The 25,912-nt window shown below is 68.1% G+C and carries 24 protein-coding genes; 10 read left to right on the forward strand and 14 right to left on the reverse strand.

Annotation, left to right across the window (positions count from 1 at the left end; translation table 11 throughout):
• Window positions 1-12: 12 nt before the first annotated feature.
• Window positions 13-783, forward strand: coding sequence for a hypothetical protein (locus tag EFL95_RS19230; protein ID WP_148045032.1), 771 nt, complete (start codon window positions 13-15; stop codon window positions 781-783).
• 266 nt (window positions 784-1,049) lie between these two features.
• Window positions 1,050-1,445: a hypothetical protein gene (locus tag EFL95_RS19235; RefSeq protein WP_148045033.1), complete on the forward strand. Its 396-nt coding sequence runs from the start codon at window positions 1,050-1,052 to the stop codon at window positions 1,443-1,445.
• 12 nt (window positions 1,446-1,457) lie between these two features.
• Here the strand turns inward: EFL95_RS19235 and EFL95_RS11710 are convergent, their stop codons facing one another.
• Entirely contained in the window at window positions 1,458-3,533 is a 2,076-nt protein-coding gene (locus EFL95_RS11710) for a DNA gyrase/topoisomerase IV subunit B (protein WP_123234941.1), read from the reverse strand.
• A gap of 265 nt (window positions 3,534-3,798) precedes the next feature.
• Here EFL95_RS11710 and EFL95_RS11715 point away from each other — a divergent pair, with 265 nt between their 5' ends.
• The 5 genes from EFL95_RS11715 to EFL95_RS11735 all read left to right on the forward strand — a co-directional run bounded on the left by EFL95_RS11715 (window position 3,799) and on the right by EFL95_RS11735 (window position 7,920).
• Entirely contained in the window at window positions 3,799-4,032 is a 234-nt protein-coding gene (locus tag EFL95_RS11715; protein WP_123234131.1) for a DUF7455 domain-containing protein, read from the forward strand.
• 72 nt (window positions 4,033-4,104) lie between these two features.
• On the forward strand, window positions 4,105-4,581 hold the full coding sequence (locus EFL95_RS11720; protein ID WP_123234132.1) for a DUF456 domain-containing protein: 477 nt from the start codon (window positions 4,105-4,107) through the stop codon (window positions 4,579-4,581).
• On the forward strand, window positions 4,578-5,408 hold the full coding sequence (locus tag EFL95_RS11725; RefSeq protein ID WP_123234133.1) for an EamA family transporter: 831 nt from the start codon (window positions 4,578-4,580) through the stop codon (window positions 5,406-5,408). Before EFL95_RS11720 ends, EFL95_RS11725 begins: the two co-directional genes overlap by 4 nt.
• 83 nt (window positions 5,409-5,491) lie before the next feature.
• Window positions 5,492-6,277, forward strand: a complete 786-nt coding sequence (locus EFL95_RS11730; RefSeq protein ID WP_123234134.1) for an enoyl-CoA hydratase/isomerase family protein — start codon at window positions 5,492-5,494, stop codon at window positions 6,275-6,277.
• Window positions 6,274-7,920 carry an acyl-CoA synthetase gene (locus tag EFL95_RS11735; RefSeq protein ID WP_123234135.1) on the forward strand — a complete coding sequence of 549 codons (1,647 nt, stop codon included), beginning with the start codon at window positions 6,274-6,276 and terminating at the stop codon, window positions 7,918-7,920. The genes EFL95_RS11730 and EFL95_RS11735 overlap by 4 nt, the downstream gene beginning before the upstream one ends.
• Window positions 7,921-8,805: 885 nt before the next feature.
• On the opposite strand, the gene EFL95_RS11740 is transcribed toward EFL95_RS11735, so the two are convergent.
• The 7 genes from EFL95_RS11740 to EFL95_RS11765 all read right to left on the reverse strand — a co-directional run bounded on the left by EFL95_RS11740 (window position 8,806) and on the right by EFL95_RS11765 (window position 16,383).
• Window positions 8,806-10,032, reverse strand: coding sequence for an MFS transporter (locus tag EFL95_RS11740; protein ID WP_123234136.1), 1,227 nt, complete (start codon window positions 10,030-10,032; stop codon window positions 8,806-8,808).
• 378 nt (window positions 10,033-10,410) lie between these two features.
• The gene (locus EFL95_RS11745) at window positions 10,411-10,710 is read right to left on the reverse strand and encodes a DUF3263 domain-containing protein (RefSeq protein ID WP_123234137.1); all 300 of its coding nucleotides are present in this window, start codon (window positions 10,708-10,710) and stop codon (window positions 10,411-10,413) included.
• A 457-nt stretch (window positions 10,711-11,167) separates the two neighbouring features.
• Window positions 11,168-12,133, reverse strand: coding sequence for a hypothetical protein (locus EFL95_RS19240; RefSeq protein WP_148045034.1), 966 nt, complete (start codon window positions 12,131-12,133; stop codon window positions 11,168-11,170).
• A gap of 568 nt (window positions 12,134-12,701) precedes the next feature.
• A complete protein-coding gene (locus tag EFL95_RS11750; protein ID WP_123234138.1) occupies window positions 12,702-13,034 on the reverse strand; it encodes a nuclear transport factor 2 family protein in 333 nt (110 codons plus the stop codon).
• Window positions 13,027-14,283: a cytochrome P450 gene (locus EFL95_RS11755; RefSeq protein ID WP_123234139.1), complete on the reverse strand. Its 1,257-nt coding sequence runs from the start codon at window positions 14,281-14,283 to the stop codon at window positions 13,027-13,029. The genes EFL95_RS11750 and EFL95_RS11755 overlap by 8 nt, the downstream gene beginning before the upstream one ends.
• Window positions 14,276-14,890: a TetR/AcrR family transcriptional regulator gene (locus EFL95_RS11760; protein ID WP_123234140.1), complete on the reverse strand. Its 615-nt coding sequence runs from the start codon at window positions 14,888-14,890 to the stop codon at window positions 14,276-14,278. Before EFL95_RS11760 ends, EFL95_RS11755 begins: the two co-directional genes overlap by 8 nt.
• Window positions 14,887-16,383: an NAD(P)/FAD-dependent oxidoreductase gene (locus tag EFL95_RS11765; protein WP_123234141.1), complete on the reverse strand. Its 1,497-nt coding sequence runs from the start codon at window positions 16,381-16,383 to the stop codon at window positions 14,887-14,889. The genes EFL95_RS11760 and EFL95_RS11765 overlap by 4 nt, the downstream gene beginning before the upstream one ends.
• 18 nt (window positions 16,384-16,401) lie before the next feature.
• On the opposite strand from EFL95_RS11765, the gene EFL95_RS11770 reads away from it, so the two are divergent.
• On the forward strand, window positions 16,402-17,550 hold the full coding sequence (locus EFL95_RS11770) for a hypothetical protein (RefSeq protein WP_148045035.1): 1,149 nt from the start codon (window positions 16,402-16,404) through the stop codon (window positions 17,548-17,550).
• Here EFL95_RS11770 and EFL95_RS11775 read toward each other — a convergent pair.
• Together EFL95_RS11775 and EFL95_RS11780 are read right to left on the reverse strand one after the other, a co-directional pair.
• Entirely contained in the window at window positions 17,547-18,890 is a 1,344-nt protein-coding gene (locus EFL95_RS11775) for an RNA polymerase sigma factor (RefSeq protein WP_123234143.1), read from the reverse strand. The genes EFL95_RS11770 and EFL95_RS11775 overlap by 4 nt on opposite strands.
• Window positions 18,891-19,029: 139 nt before the next feature.
• On the reverse strand, window positions 19,030-19,602 hold the full coding sequence (locus EFL95_RS11780; RefSeq protein WP_123234144.1) for an HhH-GPD-type base excision DNA repair protein: 573 nt from the start codon (window positions 19,600-19,602) through the stop codon (window positions 19,030-19,032).
• A gap of 87 nt (window positions 19,603-19,689) precedes the next feature.
• Between EFL95_RS11780 and EFL95_RS11785 the strand changes: the two genes are divergently transcribed.
• Entirely contained in the window at window positions 19,690-20,112 is a 423-nt protein-coding gene (locus tag EFL95_RS11785; RefSeq protein ID WP_148045036.1) for a hypothetical protein, read from the forward strand.
• Here EFL95_RS11785 and EFL95_RS11790 read toward each other — a convergent pair whose 3' ends face one another.
• Together EFL95_RS11790 and EFL95_RS11795 are read right to left on the reverse strand one after the other, a co-directional pair.
• Window positions 20,113-21,579 carry a glutamate-cysteine ligase family protein gene (locus EFL95_RS11790; RefSeq protein WP_123234146.1) on the reverse strand — a complete coding sequence of 489 codons (1,467 nt, stop codon included), beginning with the start codon at window positions 21,577-21,579 and terminating at the stop codon, window positions 20,113-20,115. It abuts the gene before it with no gap.
• Between the two features lie 51 nt (window positions 21,580-21,630).
• A complete protein-coding gene (locus tag EFL95_RS11795; RefSeq protein ID WP_123234147.1) occupies window positions 21,631-22,695 on the reverse strand; it encodes a DUF4192 domain-containing protein in 1,065 nt (354 codons plus the stop codon).
• A 113-nt stretch (window positions 22,696-22,808) separates the two neighbouring features.
• Here EFL95_RS11795 and EFL95_RS11800 point away from each other — a divergent pair, with 113 nt between their 5' ends.
• The gene (locus tag EFL95_RS11800; protein ID WP_123234148.1) at window positions 22,809-24,131 is read left to right on the forward strand and encodes a DNA polymerase IV; all 1,323 of its coding nucleotides are present in this window, start codon (window positions 22,809-22,811) and stop codon (window positions 24,129-24,131) included.
• On the opposite strand, the gene EFL95_RS11805 is transcribed toward EFL95_RS11800, so the two are convergent.
• Window positions 24,073-24,963 (reverse strand): 5-oxoprolinase subunit C family protein, encoded by an 891-nt coding sequence (locus EFL95_RS11805; RefSeq protein WP_123234149.1) that lies wholly within the window; start codon window positions 24,961-24,963, stop codon window positions 24,073-24,075. The genes EFL95_RS11800 and EFL95_RS11805 overlap by 59 nt on opposite strands.
• Window positions 24,956-25,564: a 5-oxoprolinase subunit B family protein gene (locus EFL95_RS11810; RefSeq protein WP_123234150.1), complete on the reverse strand. Its 609-nt coding sequence runs from the start codon at window positions 25,562-25,564 to the stop codon at window positions 24,956-24,958. The genes EFL95_RS11805 and EFL95_RS11810 overlap by 8 nt, the downstream gene beginning before the upstream one ends.
• Window positions 25,565-25,912: the final 348 nt, after the last annotated feature.

The raw sequence follows: 25,912 nt of genomic DNA on the forward strand, positions 1-25,912 counted from the left end.
AGTCATGAGGACATGGCAATCCGGAGAGCTCTAGCGGTCCTTACCACGGCGCTCGCAATTTCCACGCTCATCATTCCTGCTGCAAACGCCGACGAATGGGTCCAAGTTGGGTCGAGACAACCCACAACGGTGGTGGGGTGGGGAGTCGCGATCGGAACGACGATCACTGTTGACGATGTCTACTCGTACAACTACACCTACAAGACGGACCGGTTCTACTGGGTCGGCGCGACCTTCTCGAACGACTATTTCTTCCAGGTGGGCTTCAAGGACGCTGGGGCCACGTCAGGTTGCCAGGGGCTCGAGTACTTCGTGGCTGAAATCGACGACAGCAACAACCTTGTGCAATACGTCACGCAGAGTTGCGTGCCTGTCGGAGAAACCCACTACTTCAACATGATCAACACTGGAACGCCTTACGGAGACGGCCGGAAGTATTGGCAGGCGAGGGTTGGAACGACCAACATCGGCAATGCCGTTCCGTTGCCGAACTCGTTCCCCTTGCGTGGAGCGAACGCGGTCTCCGAGGTCTCAACGGTTGGCACCTTTGGCGGCGGAAGTCCCATCATCCCGCGAACTTCTTACGATCCTGCGGTCCGGCTGATGTATTTAGACGGCAGCTGGCACGATCAAGCATCTGGCCTCGTCTACCGAGCAACGCCGGGTGGTGGCTACTTTTCGCAATGCCCGCCATATCGAGTGGGTTCGGGAACGGCAAACGCGCTCGTCACGTCACAAGACCCATCCATTACGTGCAAGGCGGACGGAGTAGCGCTGTGGTGACTAGGAACCTAACCAAAATCATCGGAGGCCTTGTCGCCGCGTCGGCGCTCCTGGCTGGATGCGGTAGCGGTCAGACCTCTGGGGCGCCGGCGAACGCGGCGCCGAAACACGAGCTGCCTTCACCTGCGCCCGCCGCAAACAAGCAACCGGTCGCCGCTCGTCCCCCAACTTCATGCGGCGGAAAAAGCACCGTCGCAGAACTAGTGGGAACCAGCCCCGAGGGCACCATTGCGGTCACCGCCGAGGTGCCCGTAAGGGCACCCCAGGTGACCAAGCTCGAGGGCGTCGAAGTCCAGGCGGTCTATCCGCTGATCAACGTCAAACAGGTAGCGGGACATCAAACCTCGTCCCTCCCCCGAGAGATCTCAAGTCCCATGTCTGCAAAGAGTGTTCCGGTCTACCTCCCACCCGGACGCTACGTCCTGTTGGTCTACCCAGACACCGGCAAGTGGACCGTGCTGGGCGGATGGCGCGGAATGTTCGAGATCGTCAATTCCGACATGGCTCGAGAGCGCTGCCTTCCCACAGCGCTGGGCTTTGATGCAACCGAAGCGGACGTCCTCAAAGCAGCACAAGAGGCCCCTCGCGGCCCTGTTGAACAGCTCGCAGACGTGATCGCAGTGATGAAAGACCAGTTGTCAGTGGCAAACGGCGGCCAGTAGACGGGCAAACCGCTAGGCGTCGATCGTGTCCTGGTCGACCTCGTAGGCACCCGCGACGATGAAGTCCTTGCGCGGTGCGACCTCCGACCCCATCAACAACTCGAAGACATCCGAGGCGGCCGCGGCATCGTCGACGGTCAGCTTGCGCAGGGTCCGGTGCCGCGGGTCCATCGTGGTCTCGGCCAGCTGGTCGGCGTCCATCTCGCCCAGACCCTTGTAGCGCTGCACCGGGTCCTTCCAGCGGATGCCCTTCTTGGTCAGCTCGGCCAGCTTCCGCTGCAGCTCCGGGTCGGAGTAGGTGTAGACGTACTTCTCCATCCCCTTCTTGGGGTTGGAGAGCTCGATCCGGTGCAGCGGCGGGACGGCGGTGTAGACCCGCCCCTGGGTGACCAGGTCGGGCATGTACTTGAAGAACAGGGTGGCCAGCAGGCAGCGGATGTGCGCGCCGTCGGAGTCCGCGTCAGCCATGAAGATGATCCGGCCGTAGCGGGCGGCGTCGATGTCGAAGGTGCGTCCCGAGCCGGCGCCGACGACCTGGATGATCGAGGCGCACTCGGTGTTCTTGAGGACGTCGGCGACCTGGGCCTTCTGGACGTTCAGGATCTTGCCGCGGATCGGCAGCAGCGCCTGGAACTCCGAGTTCCGGGCCAGCTTCGCGGTTCCGAGTGCCGAATCACCCTCGACGATGAACAGCTCGGACTTCTCCACGTCGCTGGAGCGGCAGTCGGCGAGCTTGGCCGGCAGGGCGGAGGACTCCAACGCGTTCTTGCGACGCTGGGTGTCGCGCTGCTGGCGGGCGACGATCCGGGTCTTGGCCGCTCCGGCGACCTTCTCCATCACGAGCTTGGCCTGGGCCTTCTCGGCGCGCTTGGTCGAGGTGAGGAACTTCTTCAGCTCCGCCGCGACGACCTTGCGGACGATGCCACGTGCTGCCGGCGTACCGAGGATCTCCTTGGTCTGACCCTCGAACTGCGGCTCGGCCAGGCGCACGGTGACGACCGCTGTCATGCCCTCGAGCACGTCGTCCTTGACGACGTCGGCGTCGTTGACCTTGAGCACCCGTCCGGCGCGCATCGCGTCGTTGAAGGTCTTGGTCAGCGCGGCCTCGAAGCCGGAGACGTGGGTGCCGCCCTTCGGAGTGGCGATCACGTTCACGTAGGAACGCATCTCGCTCTCGTACCCGACGCTCCAGCGCACGGCGACGTCGACGGTCAGCTCGCGCTCGACGTCCTGGGGGGTCATGTGGCCCTTGTCGTCGAGCAGCGGCACGGTCTCGGTGAAGGTCTCCGCGCCCTGGAGGCGGAGGACGTCGGTGACCGGCTCGCCCTCGGAGAGGAACTCGGCGAACTCCGAGATGCCACCGGCGTGCTTGAAGCTCTCCACCACCGGGACGTCGCCGCGGTCGTCACGGATGACCAGCTCGAGGCCGGGCACGATGAACGAGGTCTGCCGGGCGCGCCCGATCAGCCCGTCCAGCTCGAACTTGGCGTCCTTGGTGAAGATCTGCCGGTCCGGCCAGAACCGGATCCGGGTGCCGGTCTTGCCCTTGGCCACCCGGGCGCCCTTGCGGGACAGCCCCGAGGAGGCCTTGAAGTCCACCGTCGGGCCGTCGCCCTTGAAGACGCCCGGTACGCCGCGCTGGAAGCTCATTCCCTGCACCGACGGCGAGCGCTCGACGTCGATGTCCATCCGGGCCGAGAGCGCGTTGACCACCGAGAGGCCGACGCCGTGCAGACCGCCGGTGGCCACGTAGGAACCGCCGCCGAACTTGCCGCCGGCGTGCAGCTTGGTGGCCACCACCTCGACGCCGGGGAGCCCGGTCTTGGGCTCCTTGTCGGTCGGGATGCCGCGACCGTTGTCGTGGACCTCGACGGAACCGTCCGGGTGCAGGATCACCTCGACCTTGGTGGCCGCGCCCGCGAGGGCCTCGTCCACGCCGTTGTCGATGATCTCCCAGAGGCAGTGCATCAGGCCCCGGGTGTCGGTCGAGCCGATGTACATGCCGGGCCGCTTGCGCACCGCCTCGAGGCCTTCGAGGACCAGGAGGTGCTGCGCGTTGTACGTGTTGTCGATCGGACTTTCCTCAATCTGGGCAGGGCCGGGTGCGGTACCGAAAAATCTACTAGGTATCGATCTGACAAATTCCCCGCAACACGGCGGCCTAGATGCCGATGATGAGGACGTGGGGTGAGTCACACTCAATCCACCCACTCGTCTCAGGCGCTGAAAATGGGTCGGGCGGGAAGCAAATGGCGTGATTCGATGTTGAGCCCGGTAACAGTCCGGGGCGGGGGAACTTCTCCCTCGACTCCCGAGTTGGAACCAGGGAACTGCCGAAGAGAGAGAGGCGAACGTGAACACTGCGACTGCCCCTAGTGAGACCCCGCTGACCGCGGTGGACCGTTGCGACCGTTGTGGCGCCCAGGCTTACCTGCGCGTATCGCTCAAGTCCGGCGGCGAGCTCCTCTTCTGCGCCCACCACGCCCGCGAGCACGGCGACAAGCTCCGTGAGATCGCGGCCTACGTGCACGACGAGACCGAGAAGCTGGCCGACACTCCGACCATCGCCACGGACGACGAGCACTGACCACTCGCTGACGTCAGCACGGTGCCCCGGTCTGCGACCGGGGCATCTGCCTTTTCGTAGGAGACTCCTCCCATGCTCCTCCTGGACCTGCTGATCGCTCTGGCCATCGCGGTCGGCCTGGTCGGCGTGCTGATCCCGATGCTGCCCGGGAGCGCGCTCGTGCTGGCCGCTGTCCTCGTCTGGGCCGCGGTCGTCGGCGAGAGCGGCGGCTGGCTGGTCGCCGCGATCGCGACCGCGTTGCTGGCGGTCGGCGTGGTGGTGAAGTACCTGGTGCCCGGACGGCGGCTGCAGCGCAGCGGGATCCCGAACCGGACCCTGCTGATCGGCGGGGTGCTCGGCATCGTCGGCTTCTTCGTGGTTCCGGTCGTCGGGCTGCCGCTCGGTTTCGTGCTCGGCATCTACCTGGCTGAGCTCGAGCGGACCGGCCGCGACCGGGCTTGGCCGGCCACCGTGGAGGCACTCAAGGCGGTCGGGCTGGGCATGCTCATCGAGCTCACCTTCGCGTCGCTGGCCGCCGTGACCTGGCTGATCGGCGCCATCGCGATATGACGGTGGCGCTGGCGTTGGTCGCCGCCTTCTTCTACGGCCTCTCCGACTTCCTCGGCGGGGTCTTCTCCCGGCGTACGTCGGTCTGGCCGGTCGGCCTGCTGGCCTGCGTCGGGGCGACCTTCGGCTCGGTCGTGATCGCCACCTTCACCTCCGGTGACCCCACCGGCCACGACTTCGCGTGGGCGCTGCTCGCAGGCGTCGGCAGCGGCTCGGGCACCGCGTTTCTGTACCGGGGCCTGGCCTCAGGCCGGATGGGAGTGGTCGCCCCGGTCTCAGCGGTCGGCGCCGTGGTGGTGCCGCTGGTCGCCGGGGTCGCGACGGGCGAACGCCCGCCTATCGCCAGCTGGATCGGCATTGCGCTCGCCCTGCCGGGCATCTGGCTCGTGTCCCGTGAGGACGATGCGGCGCCGTCCGGGTCCAGCGGCCTGCTCGACGGCATCTTCGCCGGGCTCGGCTTCGGACTCCTGTTCGCCGCGCTCGGGCAGGTTCCGACCGAGGAAGCCGGCTACTGGCCGCTCGTCGCTACGAACACGGTGTCCGTGCTCTCGCTGGTCGTCGTCGCTCTGGCCGTCGGCGGCAGCCTGGTCCCCCGGAACCGCGTCGACCTCGGTGGCCTGCTCGCCGGCGGACTGGCCAGCCTCGCGGTTCTGTTCTTCGCCCTGGCCAACAGTCACGGCCTGCTGAGCATCGCGGCGGTGATCACCTCGCTCTACCCGGCCTTCACCGTGATCTTCGCGGTCGGCCTGCTCCGCGAGCACGTGCACCGGGCGCAGGCGGTCGGCCTGGCGTTCTGCGCTGCATCCGTCGTGCTGGTGTCGTTGCCCTGACTCGATCCCCAGAAACTGGACAGGTGTCCAACACGTGGTCCGGACTCCTGCCCAAGAACTGAAACGCGTTCTAGTATCGGCGCATGAGCCTCCTCATCCACGACGAGAACCGGGTCCGCACCCTGACCCTGGACCGGCCCGACGCGCTGAACGCCTTCAACGAGGCCCTGTACGACGCGACCGCGGAGGCTCTCCTCGACGCTGCCGCGGACCCCACCGTCGCGGTGGTGCTGCTCACCGGCAACGGACGCGCGTTCAGCGCCGGAACCGACCTGCTCGAGATGCACCAGCTCGCCACCAACCCGGACTTCGCGCGCGGCAAGCACGGGTTCCTCGGCCTGATCGACGCCCTGGTGGCGTTCCCCAAGCCGCTGGTCTGCGCGGTCAACGGGCTCGGCCTGGGCATCGGCGCCACCATCCTCGGGTTCGCCGACCTCGCCTTCATGTCGACCACGGCGAAGCTCAAGTGCCCGTTCACCAGCCTCGGCGTGGCTCCCGAGGCGGCGTCGAGCTATCTGTTCCCGCAGCTGCTCGGCCGCCAGAACGCCGCCTGGATGCTCCTCTCCGCCGAGTGGGTCGGTGCGGCCGAGGCACACGAGATGGGCCTGGTCTGGAAGGTCTGCGAGCCCGACGACCTCCTGCCCACCGCACGGAAGCACGCCGAGCTCCTCGCTGCCCGCCCGATCTCCAGCCTGATCGCCGTCAAGCGGACGATGGTCGAGCCGGTGCGGGCCGAGATCGCGGCTGCGCGCGAGCGTGAGAACGCTGCGTTCGCCGAGCTGATGGGCGGACCGGCCAACCTCGAGGCCCTGACCGCGTTCGCCGAGGGCCGCGAACCCGACTTCACCAACCTGCCCGAGGGTTGGTGAACGACGTGGTGGAGTTCAACCTCTCTCGGGTCTTCGCCACCGTCGCCGCCGCGGTCCCGGACCAGGAGGCGCTGATCTGGCGCGACCGCCGGCTCACCTACGGCCAGATGGACGCCCGCATCGACGGGGTCGCGCACCACCTCGCCGGCCTCGGCCTGGGTCGCACCACCGCACGCAGCGGGCTCGCGGGCCACGAGATCGGCCAGGACACCGTCGGCCTGTACCTGCGCAACGGCAACGAGTACCCCGAGGCCATGATCGCGGCGTACCGGGCCAGGGCCGCCTCGTTCAACATCAACTACATGTACGTCGAGGAGGAGCTCGTCTACCTCCTCAACGACGCCGGCGCGAAGGCCGTGTTCTTCCACGCCGAGTTCGCCCCGAGGATGGCCGCGATCCTCGACCAGGTGCCGACCCTGACCCATCTGATCCAGGTCGCCGACGACTCCGGCAACGAGCTGCTGCCCGGCGCCGTGGACTACGAGACGATCGTCGGCACTCCCCCGGTCCCGCTGCCCGAGGCCCTCGGCGAGGACGCGTTCCTGCTCTACACCGGTGGGACGACCGGGATGCCCAAGGGCGTCATCTGGCGCCAGCACGACGTGTACGTCGCCGCCATGGGCGGCCGTCCGTTCGGCTCGCCGGACCCGTTCACCTCCTACGAGGAGATCGCGGAGGCCGCGCGCAATGCGAACGGGGGCATCCGACTGCTGATGACGGCCCCGTTCATGCACGGCGCTGCGCAATGGTCGACCTTCCACATGTTCACCGGCGGCGGCAAGGTCGTTCTCCCGGACAACATCAGGAGCATGGACGCCGCCGACTGGCTGCGCACCACCGAGCGCGAGGGCGTGATGAGCATCCCGGTCGTCGGCGATGCGATGGCGCGGCCGCTGATCGACGAGATCGAGCGCGGCGACTACGACCTGTCCGGCCTGGCGGCGATCAACAACGGCGGCGCCCCGATCACCCCCGGCGTCCGGCACCGCATCCACGAGGCGCTGCCGAACATCCTGATCCTGGACGCCGTCGGCTCCTCCGAGACCGGCATCCAGATGAACCACTACTCGATGGCCGGCGCGGAGGCCGAGACGGCGGTGTTCAACCCCGAGCCCGACACCGGGGTCGTCGACGACGACCGCACCCGCTTGCTCGAGCCGGGCGAGGGCGGCGGTTGGCTCGCCCGCCGAGGCCTGGTGCCGCTGGGTTACCTCGGCGATGCCGCCAAGACCGCTGCCACCTTCCCGGTCATCGACGGGGTCCGCTACTCGGTCCCGGGCGACCGCGCCGAGCTGCTCGAGGACGGTCGGATCCGGCTCCTGGGGCGTGACGCGGTGACGATCAACTCCGGCGGGGAGAAGATCTTCGCCGAGGAGGTGGAGCGCGCGATCGCGGCGCACCCGGACATCGCCGACGTCGTCGTGGCCGGCCGCCCCTCCGAGCGCTGGGGCAGCGAGGTCATCGCGATCGTCGCTGTGCGCGCCGGGGCCGACCCGAGCGACGAGGAGCTGCTGGACGAGGCTGCCAAGCACGTGGCCCGGTACAAGCTGCCCAAGGCGATCGTGCGGCGGACCGAGATCAAGCGGTCGCCGAGCGGCAAGGCCGACTATCGATGGGCAAAGGACCAAGCCCAAGGCACCTGAGGTGCCGGGGGTGGGGGCAAAGGACCAAGCCCAGGGCACCTGAGGTGCCGGGGGTGGGGGCCAAAGACCAAGCCCAGGGCTGACCAGGGACCTTTGGCCGCCAGGACGGGGCCTTTGGCCTAGTGACCCCGCATAACGCCGCTACTAGTCTGGGCACAGGGAGGAACCGAGCCGCCGCGTCCCCTTACGCGAAGCTCGCCCAGCGCCCCGCACCGCCTGTACGCCAGGCTGCGGGGCGCTTCCCTTTCCCAGGCCGACGCTAACGCCGAAGGTGGCCGAGCCCACACCCGATCGGCCCCGATTGAGGATGATTCAGCCCGTTTGGGTCGATAAGGTCGAAGCGGCGCGACTCCCCCCAGCGCGCCACTGCGTACCGCCTCGTCCGTGCCCTGTAACCCCCGATCAGGACATGTCGACGAGGCGGTGCCTGTATCCAGACAGGAACCGCAGGAACTCCGGCGTACGCGCCGGGTGCGTCAGCGCGGTGAGCGTGGCTCCGAGAGCGTGCGGTGCAGCTGGGTGAACCCGAGAATGATGAGCACGATGCCGATGGTGAGGCCCATGTCGGTTCTCCTTGGTCGCAGGAATCGCTTCCTGGCTACCCAGAGTAGGAACCCGGGTAACAGATACCGGGGAGGCGCGACCTGTCCAGACCAGAATTTGTACATCAGATGACTTCGTCGCCAATTGGCTCACAGATTCACTACCGTCACACCTGTGGTGCAACCGGTCCACCGTTCCCGCCTTCTCAACGGTTTTCGGGGATCACACTGACGCCGCCGGGTCCTGGACCCGTCGACGACTTTGGGGGGCGCACGACATCCGATCGCCCGGCCTGCTGAGAAGCAGCCCGGGCGGTCTGCTTTTCCGGCCGGACCCAGGCGCTCAGACCGAGGGGTCGAAGGCCCGCTCCACGCCCTCCGGCGCCAGCTCCTCGTCGGCCTCCCCCGCGCGTCGGCGCTGGGTGGCGGCGATCAGACCGAGGACCGCGCTGGCGAACCCGATGGCACCGGCGAGCTCGAACCCGCCCTGCCAGCCGTTGTTGTCGATGGCCGCACCGATGACCGGCGCGCCGATGGCTCCGCCGAGGGTCAGCGCCGACCCGTGCCAGCCCATCGCTTCGCCGCGCACACCTGCCGGGACGGCCCGGGACAGGTCGTCGATGGTCGCGGTGATCGTCGGGGCGCAGAAGACGCCGGAGATGAAGAGCAGCAGCACGAACATCGGCCGCCCGTGGCTCAGCGCCACCAACGCTGTCGAGGCCGCCAGGAGGGCCAGCAGCACTCCGGCCGGCGGGTGCCGGTGCAGCGCTCCGTAAACGATGCCTCCGACGGCCGAGCCGCCGCCCCACAGGGCGAGGACCCACCCGATCGAGCTGGTGTGGCCCATCTCGCGCATGGCGGCGACGATGCCGAGGTCCTCACCGGTCAGGATCACCGTCGCGGTGGCGCAGATCAGCAGGATCGCGACCACCGCGGGAGTCAGCCAGTCCCGGACGCGGGCGCCGGCCGCTGCGTCTGTGTCCGCCTTGTCGATGCCCAGGGACGGGTTGGCGATCCAGAGCACCACGCCGCCGACGACGCAGGCGAGCTGGCAGATCAGCAGCGCGACCGGGGTCGGCAGGTAGACCGCGGCGAGGACGCCGAGGATCGGGCCGATCATGAACGAGAACTCCACGACGACCGAGTCGACCGAGAGCACGGCCGTGCGCTGCTCGTCGGGGACAGCGCCGATCAGCACCTGCCTCACGATCGAGAACCCGGGGATCATGAACAGGCCGACGACGCCCACGAGGATCAGCAGCGGCCAGTACCCGACCCAGGGAGCGACCAGCCAGCAGGCGGTCATCACGACCAGCGACGGGATCAAGGAGGTCCGCAGCCCCACCCGGTCCAGGCGACGGCCACGCCACGGGCCGCTGATCGCCAGCGCGAGCGAGTAGACCATCTCGAGGATGCCGGCCTGGGTGTAGGAGCGGTCGAGGTGCTGGACGACGTGCAGGGTCAGCACGATGTTGCCGGCCCAGAGCGGGATCCGGATGATCAGACCGAGGATGAGGATGCGACGTACAGCCGGGTTCCTGAAGAGGTCGGCGTACGTGGTGAAGCGCATCGGGCCAGCAAATCACGGCGGGGCTCGACCGAGCACCGCCTTTTCGCACCGCCGCTTCCGGGCATGAAAGAACCCCGTGGCGTCTCGGGTCACCACGGGGTTCGGAGTAAAGGATGACACGCGTTGTGCCGGGATGTCAGCACTTCTGGCGAAACCCGAACGAGTGCTCTAGAACACTCCGCCGCACTCGTAACCGGGCACCAACGACAGCGTTGATCCAGGTTGGCGGAGCGCTCCCCCCACCCTGCGTTCCGCCGCGACGGCCGGTTTCTCCCAGGATCTGCCGTCAGCGCGGCCCGGCAATCGGTGTGAACCCATTGCACGACGGGGGTCGGGCCGCGCACCTCCTGGGGCGCGCACCGGAACGGTGGTCAGGCGTCATGCGCCGTCCGCCTGCTGGTCCCCCGGCTCTTCTGGCGGCGCGACGGACCTGCGGGACTTGTGGAGCATCCCTCGTCGCCGACGCAGCACGGCTGGGGCCAGCCCCTCGGCTTCGGGGTGTTCCAACGCCCCGTCGAGGATGTCGATGTACGCCGGCACGCCCATCCCGAACCGCTGCCGGATCACGGTCTTCCGGTCCGACGGTCGACCTCGGGTCGTGCGCCAGGTCGCCTCGAACAGCAAGATCTCACGCTCGAGACGCGTCAGTGGCCTGACTGACCGTTCCTCCGGATCCATCGCCCAAACCAGCCTCGTCCTGTCGCCCGGACGTGGTGGCGTTCGCCGTGCCCGGACCACCCACGCTCACACGAAGCACCAGAGGGGACGACCGCGCAGGGCACACCTACGGCGTGGACTCGGTCACAGGCAGGCAGCCTGCGAACGTCGCTGGGTCGGAACCCGGCTCAGTCGAGGTTCGTCGCCGGTCTCGCCCACGAAACGTCGCCGCGGGCACAGATAAGGCTGGAGCTGTCGAGTCACGCGGAGAGCAGCGCCCCTCGGAGACTGCACGCAGTCAACCCTGGAGCGGTAGGCCGGACGTGAACGAACCCTTGGCGTCTCGGGTTACCACGGGGCTCGAGACACGGTTGTCAGCGGTGACAGAACGGTTCCATAGTGCGATCTGACTAGGCAGCGCCCCTGCCGAAGCAAAGTAGGCAGGGGCGCTGCGCGGCGCGACCTCGGTCGGCGCCCGCTAGTTCCAAGCGATATTCATGGTTGTCTGGGTAAGCGATCCTCGAGAATTGCAGGACCCACTCGCTCTGTCGAGATAGAAGCTCGGATCAACTTGCTGGTACGCCCCGTTGGTAACGACGACGGAGGAGAACTGGATCCAGCCGCTTGCCGGCAGCATCGTGCACGACGAAACGCCGTAGTTCTCCATGACGCCGCTCTGGGCATTTGTCCATGCTGCTGGCGTGCTCACGTCCAAGCTGGTCCCGTATCCGCGCGTGTTATCCCACAAATGGATGTATCCCTCGCAATTGCCTCCATCACTGGCGCAGGTACCCAGAGCGACCTTGCCCGTGAGGCTGTCGCCCGAGTAGGCCCGGCTGAGGGTCGAGTAGTAGGAGGAATTCCCGGTTACGTACCACGAGCCGATCGACCAGTATTGCCCGCCGCCCGCCGCAGATGCGCCCCATTGAAGTACCGGTTGAACGATGCTCTTGGCTGTTTCAGTCTCCAAGGACGGGAAGAAAAACAGAGTTTGGTCTACCCGGTCGGTTGGGGCTGAGGGCACGCTCCAGTTCGCACTAATGCCGCTGAGCCAACTGTGGTGCCACCAACTGTCGATCCACCAACCGCCAGTCGAAGGCGTCCGGGCATCGGGACGGGCGGACTTTGGCGAGTTGGCTGGGCGAACCGGTCCCGCGTAGGGGCATCGCTTGACCCGTGTGACCACATCCCCATCGATAATGCTGCCGTCCGCTGCCACGGTGGCACCAGGCGGGACCCTGTGGACGCAACTCTTGTTGACCAAGCCGGACGGCGTCTCAATCCAGTCGGGGTCCTTCGTGGCTTGGGCGTACGTCGGTGACGGCAGGGATCGACTCCGGGTCGCCTCCGCACCAGCCGGAGGGCTGACGACCCCAACAAGCACTGCCGACACGAGCGACAAGAAGAGAATTCCGGTGAACTTCGGCACGTTGGCGAGCTTCATGACTGCCCCGGTCCGAAATAGAGTTCGACGATCAATTGGTGCCACGAGACATCCACCTCCGAGAATGAAAGCCGTCGAGCAGTTCGACGCTTGGACACGCTCGCACACATGTCACCTGATCTGCCCTTGATAATGAGACTGGTCTAGCAAGATCAGTACCGCTGGCCGGCGGTCCGTGTCCAGGTCGGCTCGACAACCCCTGCCTGCGGGAACAGAACCGCAAGACCGAACCCATCTCTTTGTCTGAAGCCTGCGCGAAATACCTCGCCTGGCGCGAGGTCACCTCGTCGCCGGTCAACTTCGTCAACTAACGCCGCGCGCTCACAGGACCAGAAGCCCTGTAACGGTTAGCGTGTCGGCGAGAACCAGCCTCTACAGGCTCTCGACCTGCACAAACGGCCCTAGGGCGAATTGGACGTCAGTCCAGGTAGGCGCGAACTCTAAACGCCTGAACGCTGTGCGATGACGCGGGCCGAGCCAGCAGGAAGCGAGCATTGTGCGCTGCAATATTCTGGACTGAGTTCCTCGGTCGTAGCCACGCGCACCTGAGAACCGCTCTTCGCTGAAGTCAGCGGTAGAAGATCTCCAGCTGGGTGATCGTTCCGGCGGTGTTCAGGGCGAACACGTCAGCGGCGTGGACACTTCGAGCGTTCGGGTCCAGCGGGCTGGTCGCCTCGAGGACTGCGATCTCGACACCGTCGAGCGCGTAGTGGTTGACGATCTCGGTCCGAGCCTGACCGAGGAACACGATGTCCCGGTAGAACCCACCGATCGCGTCCTTGCCCTCGAACTGTCCCACCGGGTGCAGCAGCACGGCGTCGTCCGCGAACAGCGCCATCAGGTCGTCGGCAGCCTGGGCGTTGATCGCCGCGACGTAGCGGTGGGCGACTGAGTCAGTCATCTCGTTTCACCATCCTGACCGGCATCCGGCGTACCCCGGAATGCTTGTTGCTACGGCTGTACTCGACCGGACCGGTCTGCTCGATGCGCTCGACCGACTCCAGGAGTGCTTCGAGCACCAGGGTCATCTCGAGCCGAGCGAGCGGAGCGCCGAGGCAGAAGTGCCCGCCGCGGCCGAACGCGAGGTGAGGGTTCGGGTTGCGGGTCGGATCGAAGACGTCGGGCCGGGCGAACACTGCTTCGTCCCGGTTGGCCGACGCCCACCAGACCGTCACCTTGTCCCCCGCTGCGATCGTCTCGCCGCCCAGGTGGTGCGTGCGGGTCGCCGAACGCCGGTTGTACGGGGTCGAGGACGCGAAGCGCAGCATCTCCTCCACAGCCCCGGGAACCAGGGACGGGTCCTCCGCCAACCGCTGCCACATCCCCTCGTGGGCCAGGATGCCGAGGAGCCCCAGGGTGATCGAGTTGCGGGTCGTCTCGCTGCCCGCAGCCATCAGCAGGTTGAACAGCATCTGGATCTCGAACTCCGACAGCGGCTGGCCGTCGATGGTCGCTTGGGCAACCACCGAGATCAGGTCCGAACCAGGACTCTCTCGTTTGCTGGCCAGGAGCTCAGCCCCGTAGGCGTACATCTCAGCAGCGGCCTGCATGCTCCGCTCGGTGGCCTGGCCGAGCTCACGACCGTCGTAGTCGAGGGTGGCGTTGGCCCACCCGAACAGGCGGTGCCGATCCTCCTGCGGGACGCCGATGAGCTGGGACACCGCTTGGAGCGGAAGCTCAGCGGCCACGTCGAGAACGAAATCGCACTCCCCCTTCTCGAGCGCGTCATCGACGATACTGCGCGACCTCGACCGGAGATCGTCCTCGATCGTGCGCAGCGCCTTCGGCAGCACGCTCGGGGTCAACAGCTTGCGGAACTGCGAGTGCCGCGGGTCGTCGCTCATGTTCAGCAGCACCCCGGGGCCGAGCCCGACGGGCAGGTCCTCGATCAGGGTCCCGCCACCCTCCTGTCCAGGCGCGGCAGCGGACGAGTAGAGGCCGGGATCGGCAGCGACCTCGCGGGCGAGCTCGTGGGTGGTGACCACCCAGAATCCGACACCGTCCGGAGTGTGCTCGGTGGGCGGATGCCAGAAGAGCGGAGTCTCGCGACGCAGGTCCGCGAACACCTCGTGCGGAAAGCCGTCGTCAAACAGGTCGAGGTCGGTCAGGTCGGGAGTCGTCGGCCCTCCAGGAGCACCAGTCTCAAGCACCGGTACGAGCGCCCGTCACCAGCATGGCGCCGACCCAGCGACGCAGGAAGGCACGCAGGTCCGGACCCGAGCGCGCCGGATCTCCGGGATCCCGTACGAACGAGACCAGCAGTCGCAGCATCACCTCGGCGAGCTCGGCCCGATCGGAGTCGTCGATCCCGAGCGCCGACCAGTCGATCGGGAAGCGGTCGAGGATCGCACCACCCAGCGTGCGCGCCGGCTCGGAGGTGATCCCGCGGACCATCGCGTCATCGTGACCGACAGCGAGCAGCACGCCGAGGTAGCGCTCCTTGGGAAGCCGGTCCAGCGTCCAGACCATCGCCTCGGCCAGGATGTCCGCCGGATCGTCGAGGTCATCGACATGGGCGACGAGGCGGTCCAGGAACTCAGCAGCCGACGAGAGCGCAGCAGCGCGGAGCAGGTCCTCGGTGTTCTTGAAGTACCGGTACACCGTCTGCCGGGTGACGCCTAGATCGCTCGCGACATCGGCGAGGGTCGTCTTCTCCGGGCCGTAGCGATCGAGCACCGCCTTGGCCGCGACGATGATCCGGTCACGGGCCTCGGCGTCGTCGCTCGGCGGTCGACCACCCCAGCCGTGCGTCCTCATCGGGCGAGCCTATCCGCCGTGGGCGAGTGGATGGTGGCCGGCGGAGCGGATCGCGGTCCGGGGTACGCCGGGAGGCGGGTGCGCCCGGTCGCCCGCTTGATCGCGTAGAACAGCAGCCCAGCCAGCACCCGCGGCCGCCGGAGCATCCCGGTCATGCTCTGCTCCAGGTTGAACACGGCGCTGAACTCGGCCGCGATCACGTCGTCCTCCCGTGAGGACTGGGAGATCAGTCCGAAGACAGGCCAGGTCAGGCGGTTCAGCAGCCGCTTCCGCAGACCGTCCGGCAGCGTCTCGGTGCCGGTCGCGTGGTCGTAGACCTGGTCGCGGGTGACCGCCAGCGACCACGGGATGTCGAGGAACGCCGCCTGCCGCCGGTGGTACTGGGAAACCATGGCGCGGTCGATGTCGGCGTGGTCCCGGATCGCCTCGCCAAGCAGCTGCGCACTCACAGCGGCGGCCGACATTCCCTGTCCGTACAGCGGGTTGAAGGCGCAGGCCGCGTCACCGACGCTGACCAGGCCGAGCGGCAGTGCGTCATAACGGTCGTAACGTCGCCAGATGTTCGCGGTCGCCCGGGTGACGTGGATGTCCGAGAGCGGCTCGGAGGCACGGATCGCCTCGAGGAACAGCGGCGTGCGCAGGTTCGCTGCCCGGTGCTCGAACTCCTCCGGGGTGGTCGGCATGTCGTGGCCCCAGGACCCGAGGAACGCGATCCAGCGACCACCCTCGACCGGGAAGATCGTCGCCATGTAGTCGTCCTCTTCACGCGCCGCCGCGGGCAGCGGCAGCAGGGCGAGGTGCTCCCACCACCACTCGACAGGACGCTCCTTCCCGCTCGGCGGTTGGTACCAGCGCGAGGAGTACATCACCTTGGCGTTCAGAGTCTGCTCGGGAACGGGCGTGCCAACGGCGTCGCCCACCCAGCGCGGCACCCCGGAGCCCCGTCCCAGGGCGTCGACAACCAGGTCCACGTCGAGCAGCGCCGCTTCGCTCTGCACCGAGTAGCCGACACCGTCGACGCGCTTCGATGAACCGTCCGTGGTGAACCTCAGGCCTTCGACGTCGGCACGTTCCACGACGCGCACATTGACCAGCCCGGCCACCTGCTCTCGCAGAACGTGTTCCAGCAGGATGCGCGAGGTGTACAGCATCGTGAGTGGGCCGGGCTTTCGAGGGGCCCAGCCGTGCGGTTCGCAGTAGGCCGTCAGCAGCGCCGGGTCGAACTCCCGGGCACCTGCCGCGAGCAGCTCCTTGGTCGTGCCCGGCAGCAGGTTCTCGATCGCCGACCGACCGGCATTGAGCAGGAAGTGCGGGTGCCGACTCTGCGGTGTCCCTCGGCGGTGCTCCGGACCGGCTGGCAGCTCGTCCCGCTCGAGGACGACCACCTCGTCGAAGAACGGCGCAACCGCCGCAGCCGAGCACAACCCCGCCACGCTGCCGCCCAGGACGACCGCGAGGGCTCCGCGCCGTGGGGGTGTACGACCATACGTCATACGTTGTAGCGTATGGCCGTGGACACGTGCACACAAGAGTTCGAGCACCTCGCTCGTGCGGTCGGCGGCCTGAGGTGCAACGCGAACCCGTTCGTCGAGTTCCACGACCCGTTCACCCTGGACAACTGGACGATGCCGTTGATCGAGCTGACACTGGTGGTGGGCGCAGTCGCGTGCCTCGTCCACGCCCTGCGCTGGCGCAAGGCTCACGGCGATGCGGCCCCGCTGGTGATCTGGTTCTCAGGGATCTTCTGCCTACTGCTGATCGAGCCAGTCGCGTACTTCCCGCAGTGGTGGGGCCTCGAGGACTCGATGGGCCTGACCTTCCTGCACAACCAGTTCTCGGTGCAGTTCCTCTACGGCCGCCTGCCGCTCTACATCGTCGCGATGTACCCGGCGTACGGATACGTCAGCTACATGCTGGTCCAGCGCACGGGCATCTTCGAGCGACGCCATGTCCTGGTCGGAGCGACGTGCGCGGCGCTCGCCTTCCACGTCACCTACATGTTCATCGACATGATCGGGCCGCAGTGGCACTGGTGGGTGTGGGCAACGGACGTCCCGTCAGCGAAGCCGGCGATCGGTTCCAGCCCCTACCTGAACGTCCAGGCCTTCTCGATTGCACTGCCCTTCGCGATGACCCTGCTCGCACAGCTGACCAAGCGCTGGTCGTCTCGCGGGAACTCGGGTGTCGTTGCGTCGGTGGCGGTGATCGCCGTAGGCGTCTGGCCGATCATCTTCTTCTCCGACGTGCCCTGGATCGTGCCGGACCTGCTCGGCATGAGCACCGTGGATGCGCGCCGGATCGGAACCTGGGCCCTGATCGTCGCTGTGGCGACGATCGGCGGTCGAGCACTCTTCCGAGCCTGGAACCAGCGCGCGATCGGCTCGGCCGGTGCAGATCCTGCATCCCAGGGCGACTCGTTCGCACTCAGGGCCGTCATGATCTACCTCGTCGTCGGCCTGATCATCTGGGTGCCCGCTCTCCCGGACTACTTCGACGCCGTCGCCGGAATTGCGCCGGACGGAGGCCAGACCGGATCGCTGACCTACGCCATCATCATGCTCGTCGGCTCGATCGCCGTACTGGTCGGCTGTTACGCACACACACTCTCGCCGGTTGGCGCGGCGGATGTGACTGCTACGGCTGCTGCTGCTACCGATTAGTCGAGATAGTCGCGCAGGACCTGGGACCGGCTCGGGTGCCGCAGCTTCGACATCGTCTTCGACTCGATCTGACGGATCCGCTCGCGGGTCACGCCGTAGACCTTGCCGATCTCGTCCAGGGTCTTCGGCTGGCCGTCGGTCAGACCGAAGCGCATCGAGACCACGCCGGCCTCGCGCTCGGAGAGCGTGTCGAGCACCGCGTGCAGCTGCTCCTGCAGCAGGGTGAAGCTGACCGCGTCAGCCGGCACGATGGCCTCGGAGTCCTCGATCAGGTCACCGAACTCGGAGTCGCCGTCCTCGCCGAGCGGGGTGTGCAGCGAGATCGGCTCGCGGCCGTACTTCTGGACCTCGATGACCTTCTCCGGGGTCATGTCGAGCTCCTTGGCCAGCTCCTCCGGGGTGGGCTCGCGGCCCAGGTCCTGGAGCATCTGCCGCTGGACGCGGGCGAGCTTGTTGATGACCTCGACCATGTGCACCGGGATACGGATGGTGCGGGCCTGGTCGGCCATCGCGCGGGTGATCGCCTGTCGGATCCACCACGTCGCGTACGTCGAGAACTTGTAACCCTTGGTGTAGTCGAACTTCTCGACCGCACGGATCAGACCGAGGTTGCCCTCCTGGATCAGGTCCAGGAACAGCATGCCGCGGCCGGTGTAGCGCTTGGCCAGCGAGACCACGAGGCGCAGGTTGGCCTCGAGCAGGTGGTTCTTGGCGCGCTTGCCGTCCTCCGCGATCCACTGGAGCTCGTCCAGCATCTTGACGCTGATCTTGCCGCCCTTGCCGAGCTTCTCCTCCGAGAACAGGCCGGCCTCGATCCGCTTGGCGAGCTCGACCTCCATCTCGGCGTTGAGCAGCGGGACCTTGCCGATCTGCTTGAGGTAGTCCTTGACCGGGTCGGCAGTCGCGCCGGCGACCATGACCTGCTGCTCGGGCTCGTCGGTGTCGTCCGCGGCGGAGACGGTGAACGCCTGCTTCTCGTCCTCGACGATGGTCGGGTCGGCGGCGACGTCCGCCTCGAACTGCTCGTCGGAGACGTCGGGCAGCACCTTCTTGCCGTCAGGACCGATCACCACGGTCTCTTCGGCCGCGGCCTCGGCGACAGCCGGAGCGGCCTTCTTGGCGGGAGCCTTCTTCGCTGCGGCGGGCGCGGCCTTCTTGGCGGGCGCGGCCTTCTTCGCGGCGGGGGCAGCCTTCTTCGCGGCCGGAGCCGCTGCCTTCTTCGCCGGGGCAGCCTTCTTCGCGGGAGCCTTGGCGGTGGTCTTCGCAGGTGCCTTCTTGGCCGCGGCCGGAGCGCTCTTGGCGGTGGACTTCCGGGTTGCGGTGGACGAGCTCGAGGACACGAACTACCTCTCGGTGGATCTTCGAAGGGGCTTCTCGGGCGCGGCAAAGCCCGTACCTGTCAACAGCCGCGCAGACATTCTGGCACGGCCCCGGTGAAAACCGCTGATCGGCCTGGCATTCGTCCAGACCGATACCACCTCAGCCGTCCGCAGGTGCCTTCGCAGCAGCCTTCTTCTCCTTCTTGTACGCCCTCACCTTGCCCAGCGAATCCGGATCGACAACATCCGCGACCGAGCGGTACCCGTCCAGGCTGTAGTCCCCCACCGCCTTCTCCCAGCCCTCAGGGCGTACGCCGAGCTGCTTGGCCACCAGGGCCGTGAAGATCTGGGCCTTCTGCTTGCCGAAGCCCTGCAGTGCCATCACCCGCTTGACCAGGTCGGCACCGCTGGAGGCCTCGGTCCAGATCCGAGCGGCATCGCCGTCGTACTGGTCGACCACGTCGGTAGCGACCGCCTGGATCTTCGTGGCCATCGACCCCGGGAACCGGTGCACGGCCGGCGTCACGGCGCACAGGGCCGCGAACTCGGTCGGGTCCGCAGCGGCGATCTTGGCCGGGTCCAGCGTGCCGAAGCGCTCGAGCAGCTTCGCCGGACCACGGAAGGCGTGCTCCATCGGGTACTGCTGGTCGAGAAGCATCCCGAGAAGCAGCGCGAACGGGTCGTCGGAGAGAACCTGGTCGGCGGCCGGGTCGCCGGTGATCTGGATGGTCATGGCCCAAGGATGCCGCAGGACACCGACTCCCCCAACGCCTGTGGAGCGCCGCTGCGCCGCAACCAGGTGCTGGGTGACCCTGGACCGATGACCCACAGGCTCGATCTCGCCGAGGTTGCCGGCCTCCTCCGCGTCGCCCTGACCGAGCACGTCTCGGCAGCCGGGACCAAGCGCGCGCTGCCGACCGTCATGCACGTCGGTACTCCGGGAGTCGAGGCGGTTGCCGTCCCGGACGCACCCGACCTCGACCCAGGTCTTCGCGCCGACCTGATGGAGCGCGCACTGGACGGCCTCGACCTGAGCCGCACCCCCCTGCCGTGGCTCACCCGCATCGGCGAGCTGGCACCCGGGGACGTCGACCTGGCCTGGTTCGCCGCCACCCGGGAGGCCTACGGACGGCACTCGCTGGACCTGCCCGGGTTCTTCGTGATGACCCGCTACGGCTGGCTCGACCTGGCCACCGACGAGCTGATCAGGTGGAGCAGGGTTCGGGCGACCAAGGGCGCGTGATCACCAGGAGTGCACCGGCTCGTTGCTGTGCATCCGCTCGCGGTAGTCGAGCAGGGTGAGGCGCAGCGCCTCCCCGCGGGTGGCCCCGTCGGCAGTACGCCGCTGCACCTGGCCGCGGTACCAGCTCGCGCCGTTCTGCCCGACCCGGCAGCGTTCCTCGATGATGCCGAGCAGACGGTCGATCTCATCGGTGTCGACTCCCCACGCCTCCAACCCGGTGCGCGCCATCGGCAGCAGCCGGCGGATCGTGAGCTCGGTGGCCGGCACCTGGCCCAGGCCGGGCCAGTAGAGCTGGGCGTCGATGCCGTCACGGGCACCGACGTGGAAGTTCTCCTCCGCGGCGGAGAACGACATCTGCGACCACAGCGGCCGTTCGTCGGTGGCCAGTGCCCGGGTCAGACCGAAGTAGAAGGCCGCATTCGCCATCGTGTCCACGACCGTCGGGCCGGCGGCGAGCACCCGGTTCTCGACCCGCACGTGCGGCCGGCCGTCGACCACGTCGTAGACCGGCCGGTTCCAGCGGTAGATGGTCCCGTTGTGCAGGCGCAGCTCGTGCAGCATCGGCGTACCGCCACTCTGGAGCACCTCGAGCGGATCCTCGTCCTCGGTGATCGGCAGCAGCGCCGGGAAGTAGCGGACGTTCTCCTCGAACAGGTCGAAGATCGAGTTGATCCAGCGCTCGCCGAACCAGACGCGCGGTCGGACACCCTGGGCCTTGAGCTCGTCGCTGCGGGTGTCGGTCGCCTGCTCGAACAGCGGGATCCGGGTCTCGTTCCACAGATCCTTGCCGAGCAGGTACGGGGAGTTCGCACAGAGGGCCAACTGGACGCCGGCGATCGCTTGGGAGGCGTTCCAGTACGGCGCGAACTCGTCCGGGCTGACCTGGATGTGCAGCTGCGTGCTGGTGCACGCTGCCTCCGGCATGATCGAGTCAGCCGTGGTGCTCAGGCGCTCGACCCCGTTGATTGAGATCGCGATGTCCTCTCCGCGTGCGTTGAGGATCTGGTCGCTCAGCAGCTGGTAGCGCGGGTTGGGACTCAGCGTCGAAGGGCTCAGGTGGCCGGGCTCGAGGGTCGGCAGGATCCCGATCATCACCAGGTGGGCGCCGACCTTGCTGGCCCGGGCCTCGGCGTCGTTCAGGCTGGCGCGCAGGTCCTGCTCGAAGCCGGTGGCGCCCCGACTGCCCAGACGTCGAGGGGCCACGTTGATCTCGAGGTTGAACTGGCCGAGCTCGGTCTGGAAGGACGGATTCGCGATCGCCTCGAGCGCCTCGGCGTTCTTCAGAGCCGGGTGACCGTCCTCGTCGACGAGGTTGAACTCGATCTCGAGCCCGGTCATCGGGTCCTCGGCATCGAAGCTGGACTGGCGCAGCATCAGGGCCAGCACGTCCAGGCAGCGGCGGACCTTCTCCCGGTGCTTGGTCCGGTCGGCTCGGCTGAACTCCTGGTGGTCCACTTCCTGGCCCATGGACCGACGATAGGGCAGCCGGGCGGTGATGGCACCGGGTCGGCGAGTAGATCACGACACCGCGCTCCCCTCCTCGCTCTCCCGCGGAGTCTCGTCCGTCGGCTCGGACCCGATGGTGAAGACCCGCAGCGCGCTCTGCGGGATCGGCGCCCACACCGTCGGTGGCGTCGCCGATTCCAGGAGCGCGACCACCTGGCGGGCCATCCGGTCCTCGGGGTCCGTCCCGAAGCAGCGGTCCAGTGCGCAACAGGCCAACGCACCGTCGCCGGCGAGCCACGCGGCGAAGGCCAGCAGCCCACCCGCACCACTGCGCAGGTCGGCCGGCGCACGCCGTGTCAGGTCCCGCCAGAGCTCCACGTGCAGGTGCGCCTGCCCTCGCGTCATCTCCGCCCAGGCGACCTCGCGCAACGCGTCGAAGGCCACCAGGACCAGCACCCGTCCGGCCACGAGTGGGGCGAGAGGCCGGGGTGATCGCAGGTAGGAGCGGATGCGACGCTGCAGCCAGCGCGCTTCTCCCCGGAGGAGCTCACCCAGGCGGCCGTGGGTGTGACCTGAGGCGAGCAGCTCGTCGACGTAGGTGTCGGCGACCCGACCCAGGGCCTCGCTGTCCGCCTCGTCCTCGCCGATCAGGCTGTCCATCAGGGCGGCCCGGTTCTGGTGCACGACCCGTCCGCTCAGCACCTGCCGCGCGGTGAAGGGATGGCTGCTCAGGTCGTAGGGCACCCCGGGGTCGCTCGGATCACCGAGCGCGTAGAACCGGTCCGGACCGACACGGAGGACATCGACCACGACCACGCCTGCAGCGACCAGCTGCGGCACGAAGAGGTCGGCGAAGAGCACGGACTCCGCGATGTCCTCGGTGTAGACGAGGAGCCCGACCATGCCGACGCGGTGGCGTCGAACAACGTTGATCAGCAGCTGGGCGACCTCGTCGCGGTGCTCGTCGGTCCGGGGCAGATCGACGCGCGCGTGGAACGTCTCGCCCCGGCGGGCCGGAGCCCCCGGCATCTGAGCATCGAACGCGAGCAGCACGACGGAGTCCTCGGGATGGAATCCGATCGCGATCGGAACGACGGCGAGCAGGTCGACAGGGCTCTGGGCGATGAACGGGTGCATGTCCCGAACAGTGGTTGCCAGGTCCCCCGTTCCGCGGGCGTGCCGGACGTACCTGTGGACAGCCGACCGGAAAGCCCGACTGTGGATGCGAACTGTCGCCGTACGATGCCCGGGTGCGTGCCGAGCCGACGATCCTCCACGTCGACCTGGACGCCTTCTTCGCCTCGGTGGAGCAGCGCGACAAACCGTCGTTGCGCGGGAAGCCGGTCGTCGTCGGTGGGATCGGTGGACGTGGCGTGGTCGCCACCGCGTCGTACGAGGCTCGGGCTTTCGGGGTGCACTCGGCGATGCCGACCGCCGAGGCTCGCCGTCGCTGTCCGAACGCTGCCTTCCTGGCGGGGCGCTTTCACGCCTACCGCGAGACCAGCCGTGCGGTGATGGAGCTGTTGCGTGGCATCAGCCCGCTGGTCGAGCCCTTGTCGCTGGACGAGGCGTTCGTCGACCTGAGCGCCGCCGACCTGGCCGACGCCTCGGTCGCCGGTGTGAGCGCGCTGGCCCACGAGCTGAAGGAGAAGGTCACCGAGGTCACCGGCGGTCTGACGGGCTCGGTCGGGATCGGCAGCTCCAAGTTCATCGCCAAGATCGCGAGCGAGCTGGACAAGCCGAACGGCCTGGTGGTGATCGCCCCCGGCATGGAGCAGGACCTGCTCCGGCCGATGCAGGTCACCGTGATCCCGGGCGTTGGTCCCGCCACCGCTGAGAACCTGCGACGGATCGGCGTGCACACGGTCGCCGACCTCGAGGCGGTCAGCGAGGACGAGCTGGTCCGGGTGCTCGGCAAGGCCCAGGGCCACGGCCTGTACCTGCTGGCGCGGGCCGAGGACGACCGTCCCGTCGTCTCCGAGCGCGAAGCCAAGTCGATCAGCGTCGAGGACACCTACGACGTCGACCACGTGGACCGGCGCATCCTCGATGCGCTCGTCGATCGTCAGGCGACGAAGGTGACCGAGCGGCTGCGCAAGGCGCGGTCCTCGGGGCGGACCGTGACCTTGAAGGTGCGGCTGCACGACTTCTCCACCCACACCCGGTCCGCGACGCTCCCCGGACCGACCGACGATGCCCGCACGATCTCGCGCGTGGCGCGCACCCTGCTCGCGGAGCTGGACACCTCGGGCGGCGTGCGGCTGCTCGGCGTCGGCGTCTCGGCGTTGGCGGACTGGATCCAGGACGACCTGTTCAGCGACGCAGAGGACATCGAGGAGGAGGCACCCGAGCCCGAGGACGTGGTGGCGCTGGCCCGGCTCGGTGAGCGGCGGTACTGGCTCCCCGGGCTCGACGTCGTGCACACCGAGCACGGCCAGGGCTGGGTCTGGGGATCGGGGCGCGGGGTCGTGACCGTGCGGTTCGAGACGGCTGCGACCGGGCCCGGGCGGGTGCTCAGCTTCGCGGCCGACGATCCCGCTCTGCAGCAGCTCCGCCCACCACCCGAAGCGTGAGTCGGTCGCCCGGACGCGCCTGCGCGCACACCGGCAGGTCCGCCTCGCGCACGACGCCGATCACCGGGTAGCCACCGGTCGTCGGGTGGTCGGCCAGGAACACGACGGGCTGTCCGCTCGGCGGGACCTGGACGGCGCCCAGCACCATCGGCTCGGTCGGCAGCTCACCGCCTCGTTCCCGCTCGACGGGGGCACCGGTCAGGCGCAGGCCGATCCGGTTGGATGCCGACCCGACCTCGTACGTCGCCCCTTCCAGCGCCGCCAGGGCGTCAGCGCTGAACCAGTCGGCGCGCGGTCCGAGGTCGAGGTGGAGAACCGCGTCCCGCACCCGGGGAACCGCTGACCCCTCGTCGGGGGCGTCGCCTGCGAGGCCGAGCGGCAGCACCGCGCCCGCTGTCAACGGAGGCGGTCCGAGGCCCGAGAGAAGATCGGTGGACCGCGAGCCGAGAACAGCCTCGACCTCGATGCCGCCAGCGACGGCGACATAGGAGCGCAGGCCGCGGAGCGCAGGTCCGACGACAACCTCCGCGCCCGCTGGCACGGGAACTGCGCTCCCCCAGGCGATCGCGCGGCCGGCGACCGTGACCAACGCCTCGGCACCTGTCACGGCGATCCGGCAGCTCTGCATGGCCCGGAGACCGACACCGTCGAGCGTGGTCTCGAGGCCGGCGGCGTCCTCGGCGTTCCCGACGAGCCGGTTCGCCAGCCGCAGGGCCGGGCGGTCGAGCGCTCCGGAGCGCGTCACCCCGAGGTGGGCGTACCCCGGTCGGCCGAGGTCCTGGACGGTCGTCAGCGCGCCAGGTGCGAGAACCTCCAGGGATCGCTCACTCATCGACGAACCGGATCCGGGTCCCCGGCGTGAGCAGCGCCGGTTCTTCAGCGTCGAGGCGCCACAGCTCGATCCCGGTGGTGCCGATCAGCTGCCACCCGCCGGGCGATGCGGACGGGTAGACGCTGGTGTACTCACCGGCCAGGGCGACCGCACCCGCCGGCACCTTCGGCCGCGGGTCCGGGCGCCGGCTCACCGTCAACCCGTCCGGGAGGCCGGTGCAGTAGGCGAACCCCGGGGCGAAGCCGCAGAACAGGACCGTGAACGTCGCGGCCTGGTGTATCCGCACCACGTCGGCAGTGCTGACCTCCCACTGGCGGGCGACCTCGTCGAGGTCCTCCCCGTCGTACCGGGTCGGGATCTCGACCAACCGCGCCGGCACCTCCTGTCCGGCTCCCGCGGGCACCTGGAGGTCAGCGATCGCGGTCAGCGCCGCGGACACGTCCACGAGGCCGTCGAGAAGGACCGTGCGCGCGGCCGGGACGACCTCCACCGCGCCCAGGTCCGAGGCTCGCAGCCGGATCTCGGCGTAGGTGGCCCTCACGTCCGCGGCGTCGTCACACTCGACGAGCACCGCGTGCTCACCGACCGGACGTGCCCGCATGACGTCTCCTCACCCACAAGCCCGCCCACAAGCGGTCTCGGCCCGTGCACCACCGAGAAGAAATGCTTCGAAGCCGCTTTTCCGGGGCATTTTCGGTGAGCAACCGGGCGCCCGCAAGAAATACATTCTGAAATAGATGTAGGGCCCGCGAAAGTATGAGTTTCACGGGCCCTACGGGTGGATCAGCGGTGATGCTCCGATCCTGACCTGCCGTCCTCCTTGGCTCCGATCTCCCCACCACCGGGCGATCTTCCTGCGAGTTTCCCCGCCGGATGGAACCGAGTTCTTCGGCCGATCCCCGCCTCCCTTGCGGGCTGCGGTGAGAGATTTCTACGCCGCCCGGAAGGG

It is taken from the genome of Nocardioides marmorisolisilvae, from assembly GCF_003725775.1.
GTDB classification, from domain to species: Bacteria; Actinomycetota; Actinomycetes; order Propionibacteriales; family Nocardioidaceae; genus Marmoricola; species Marmoricola marmorisolisilvae.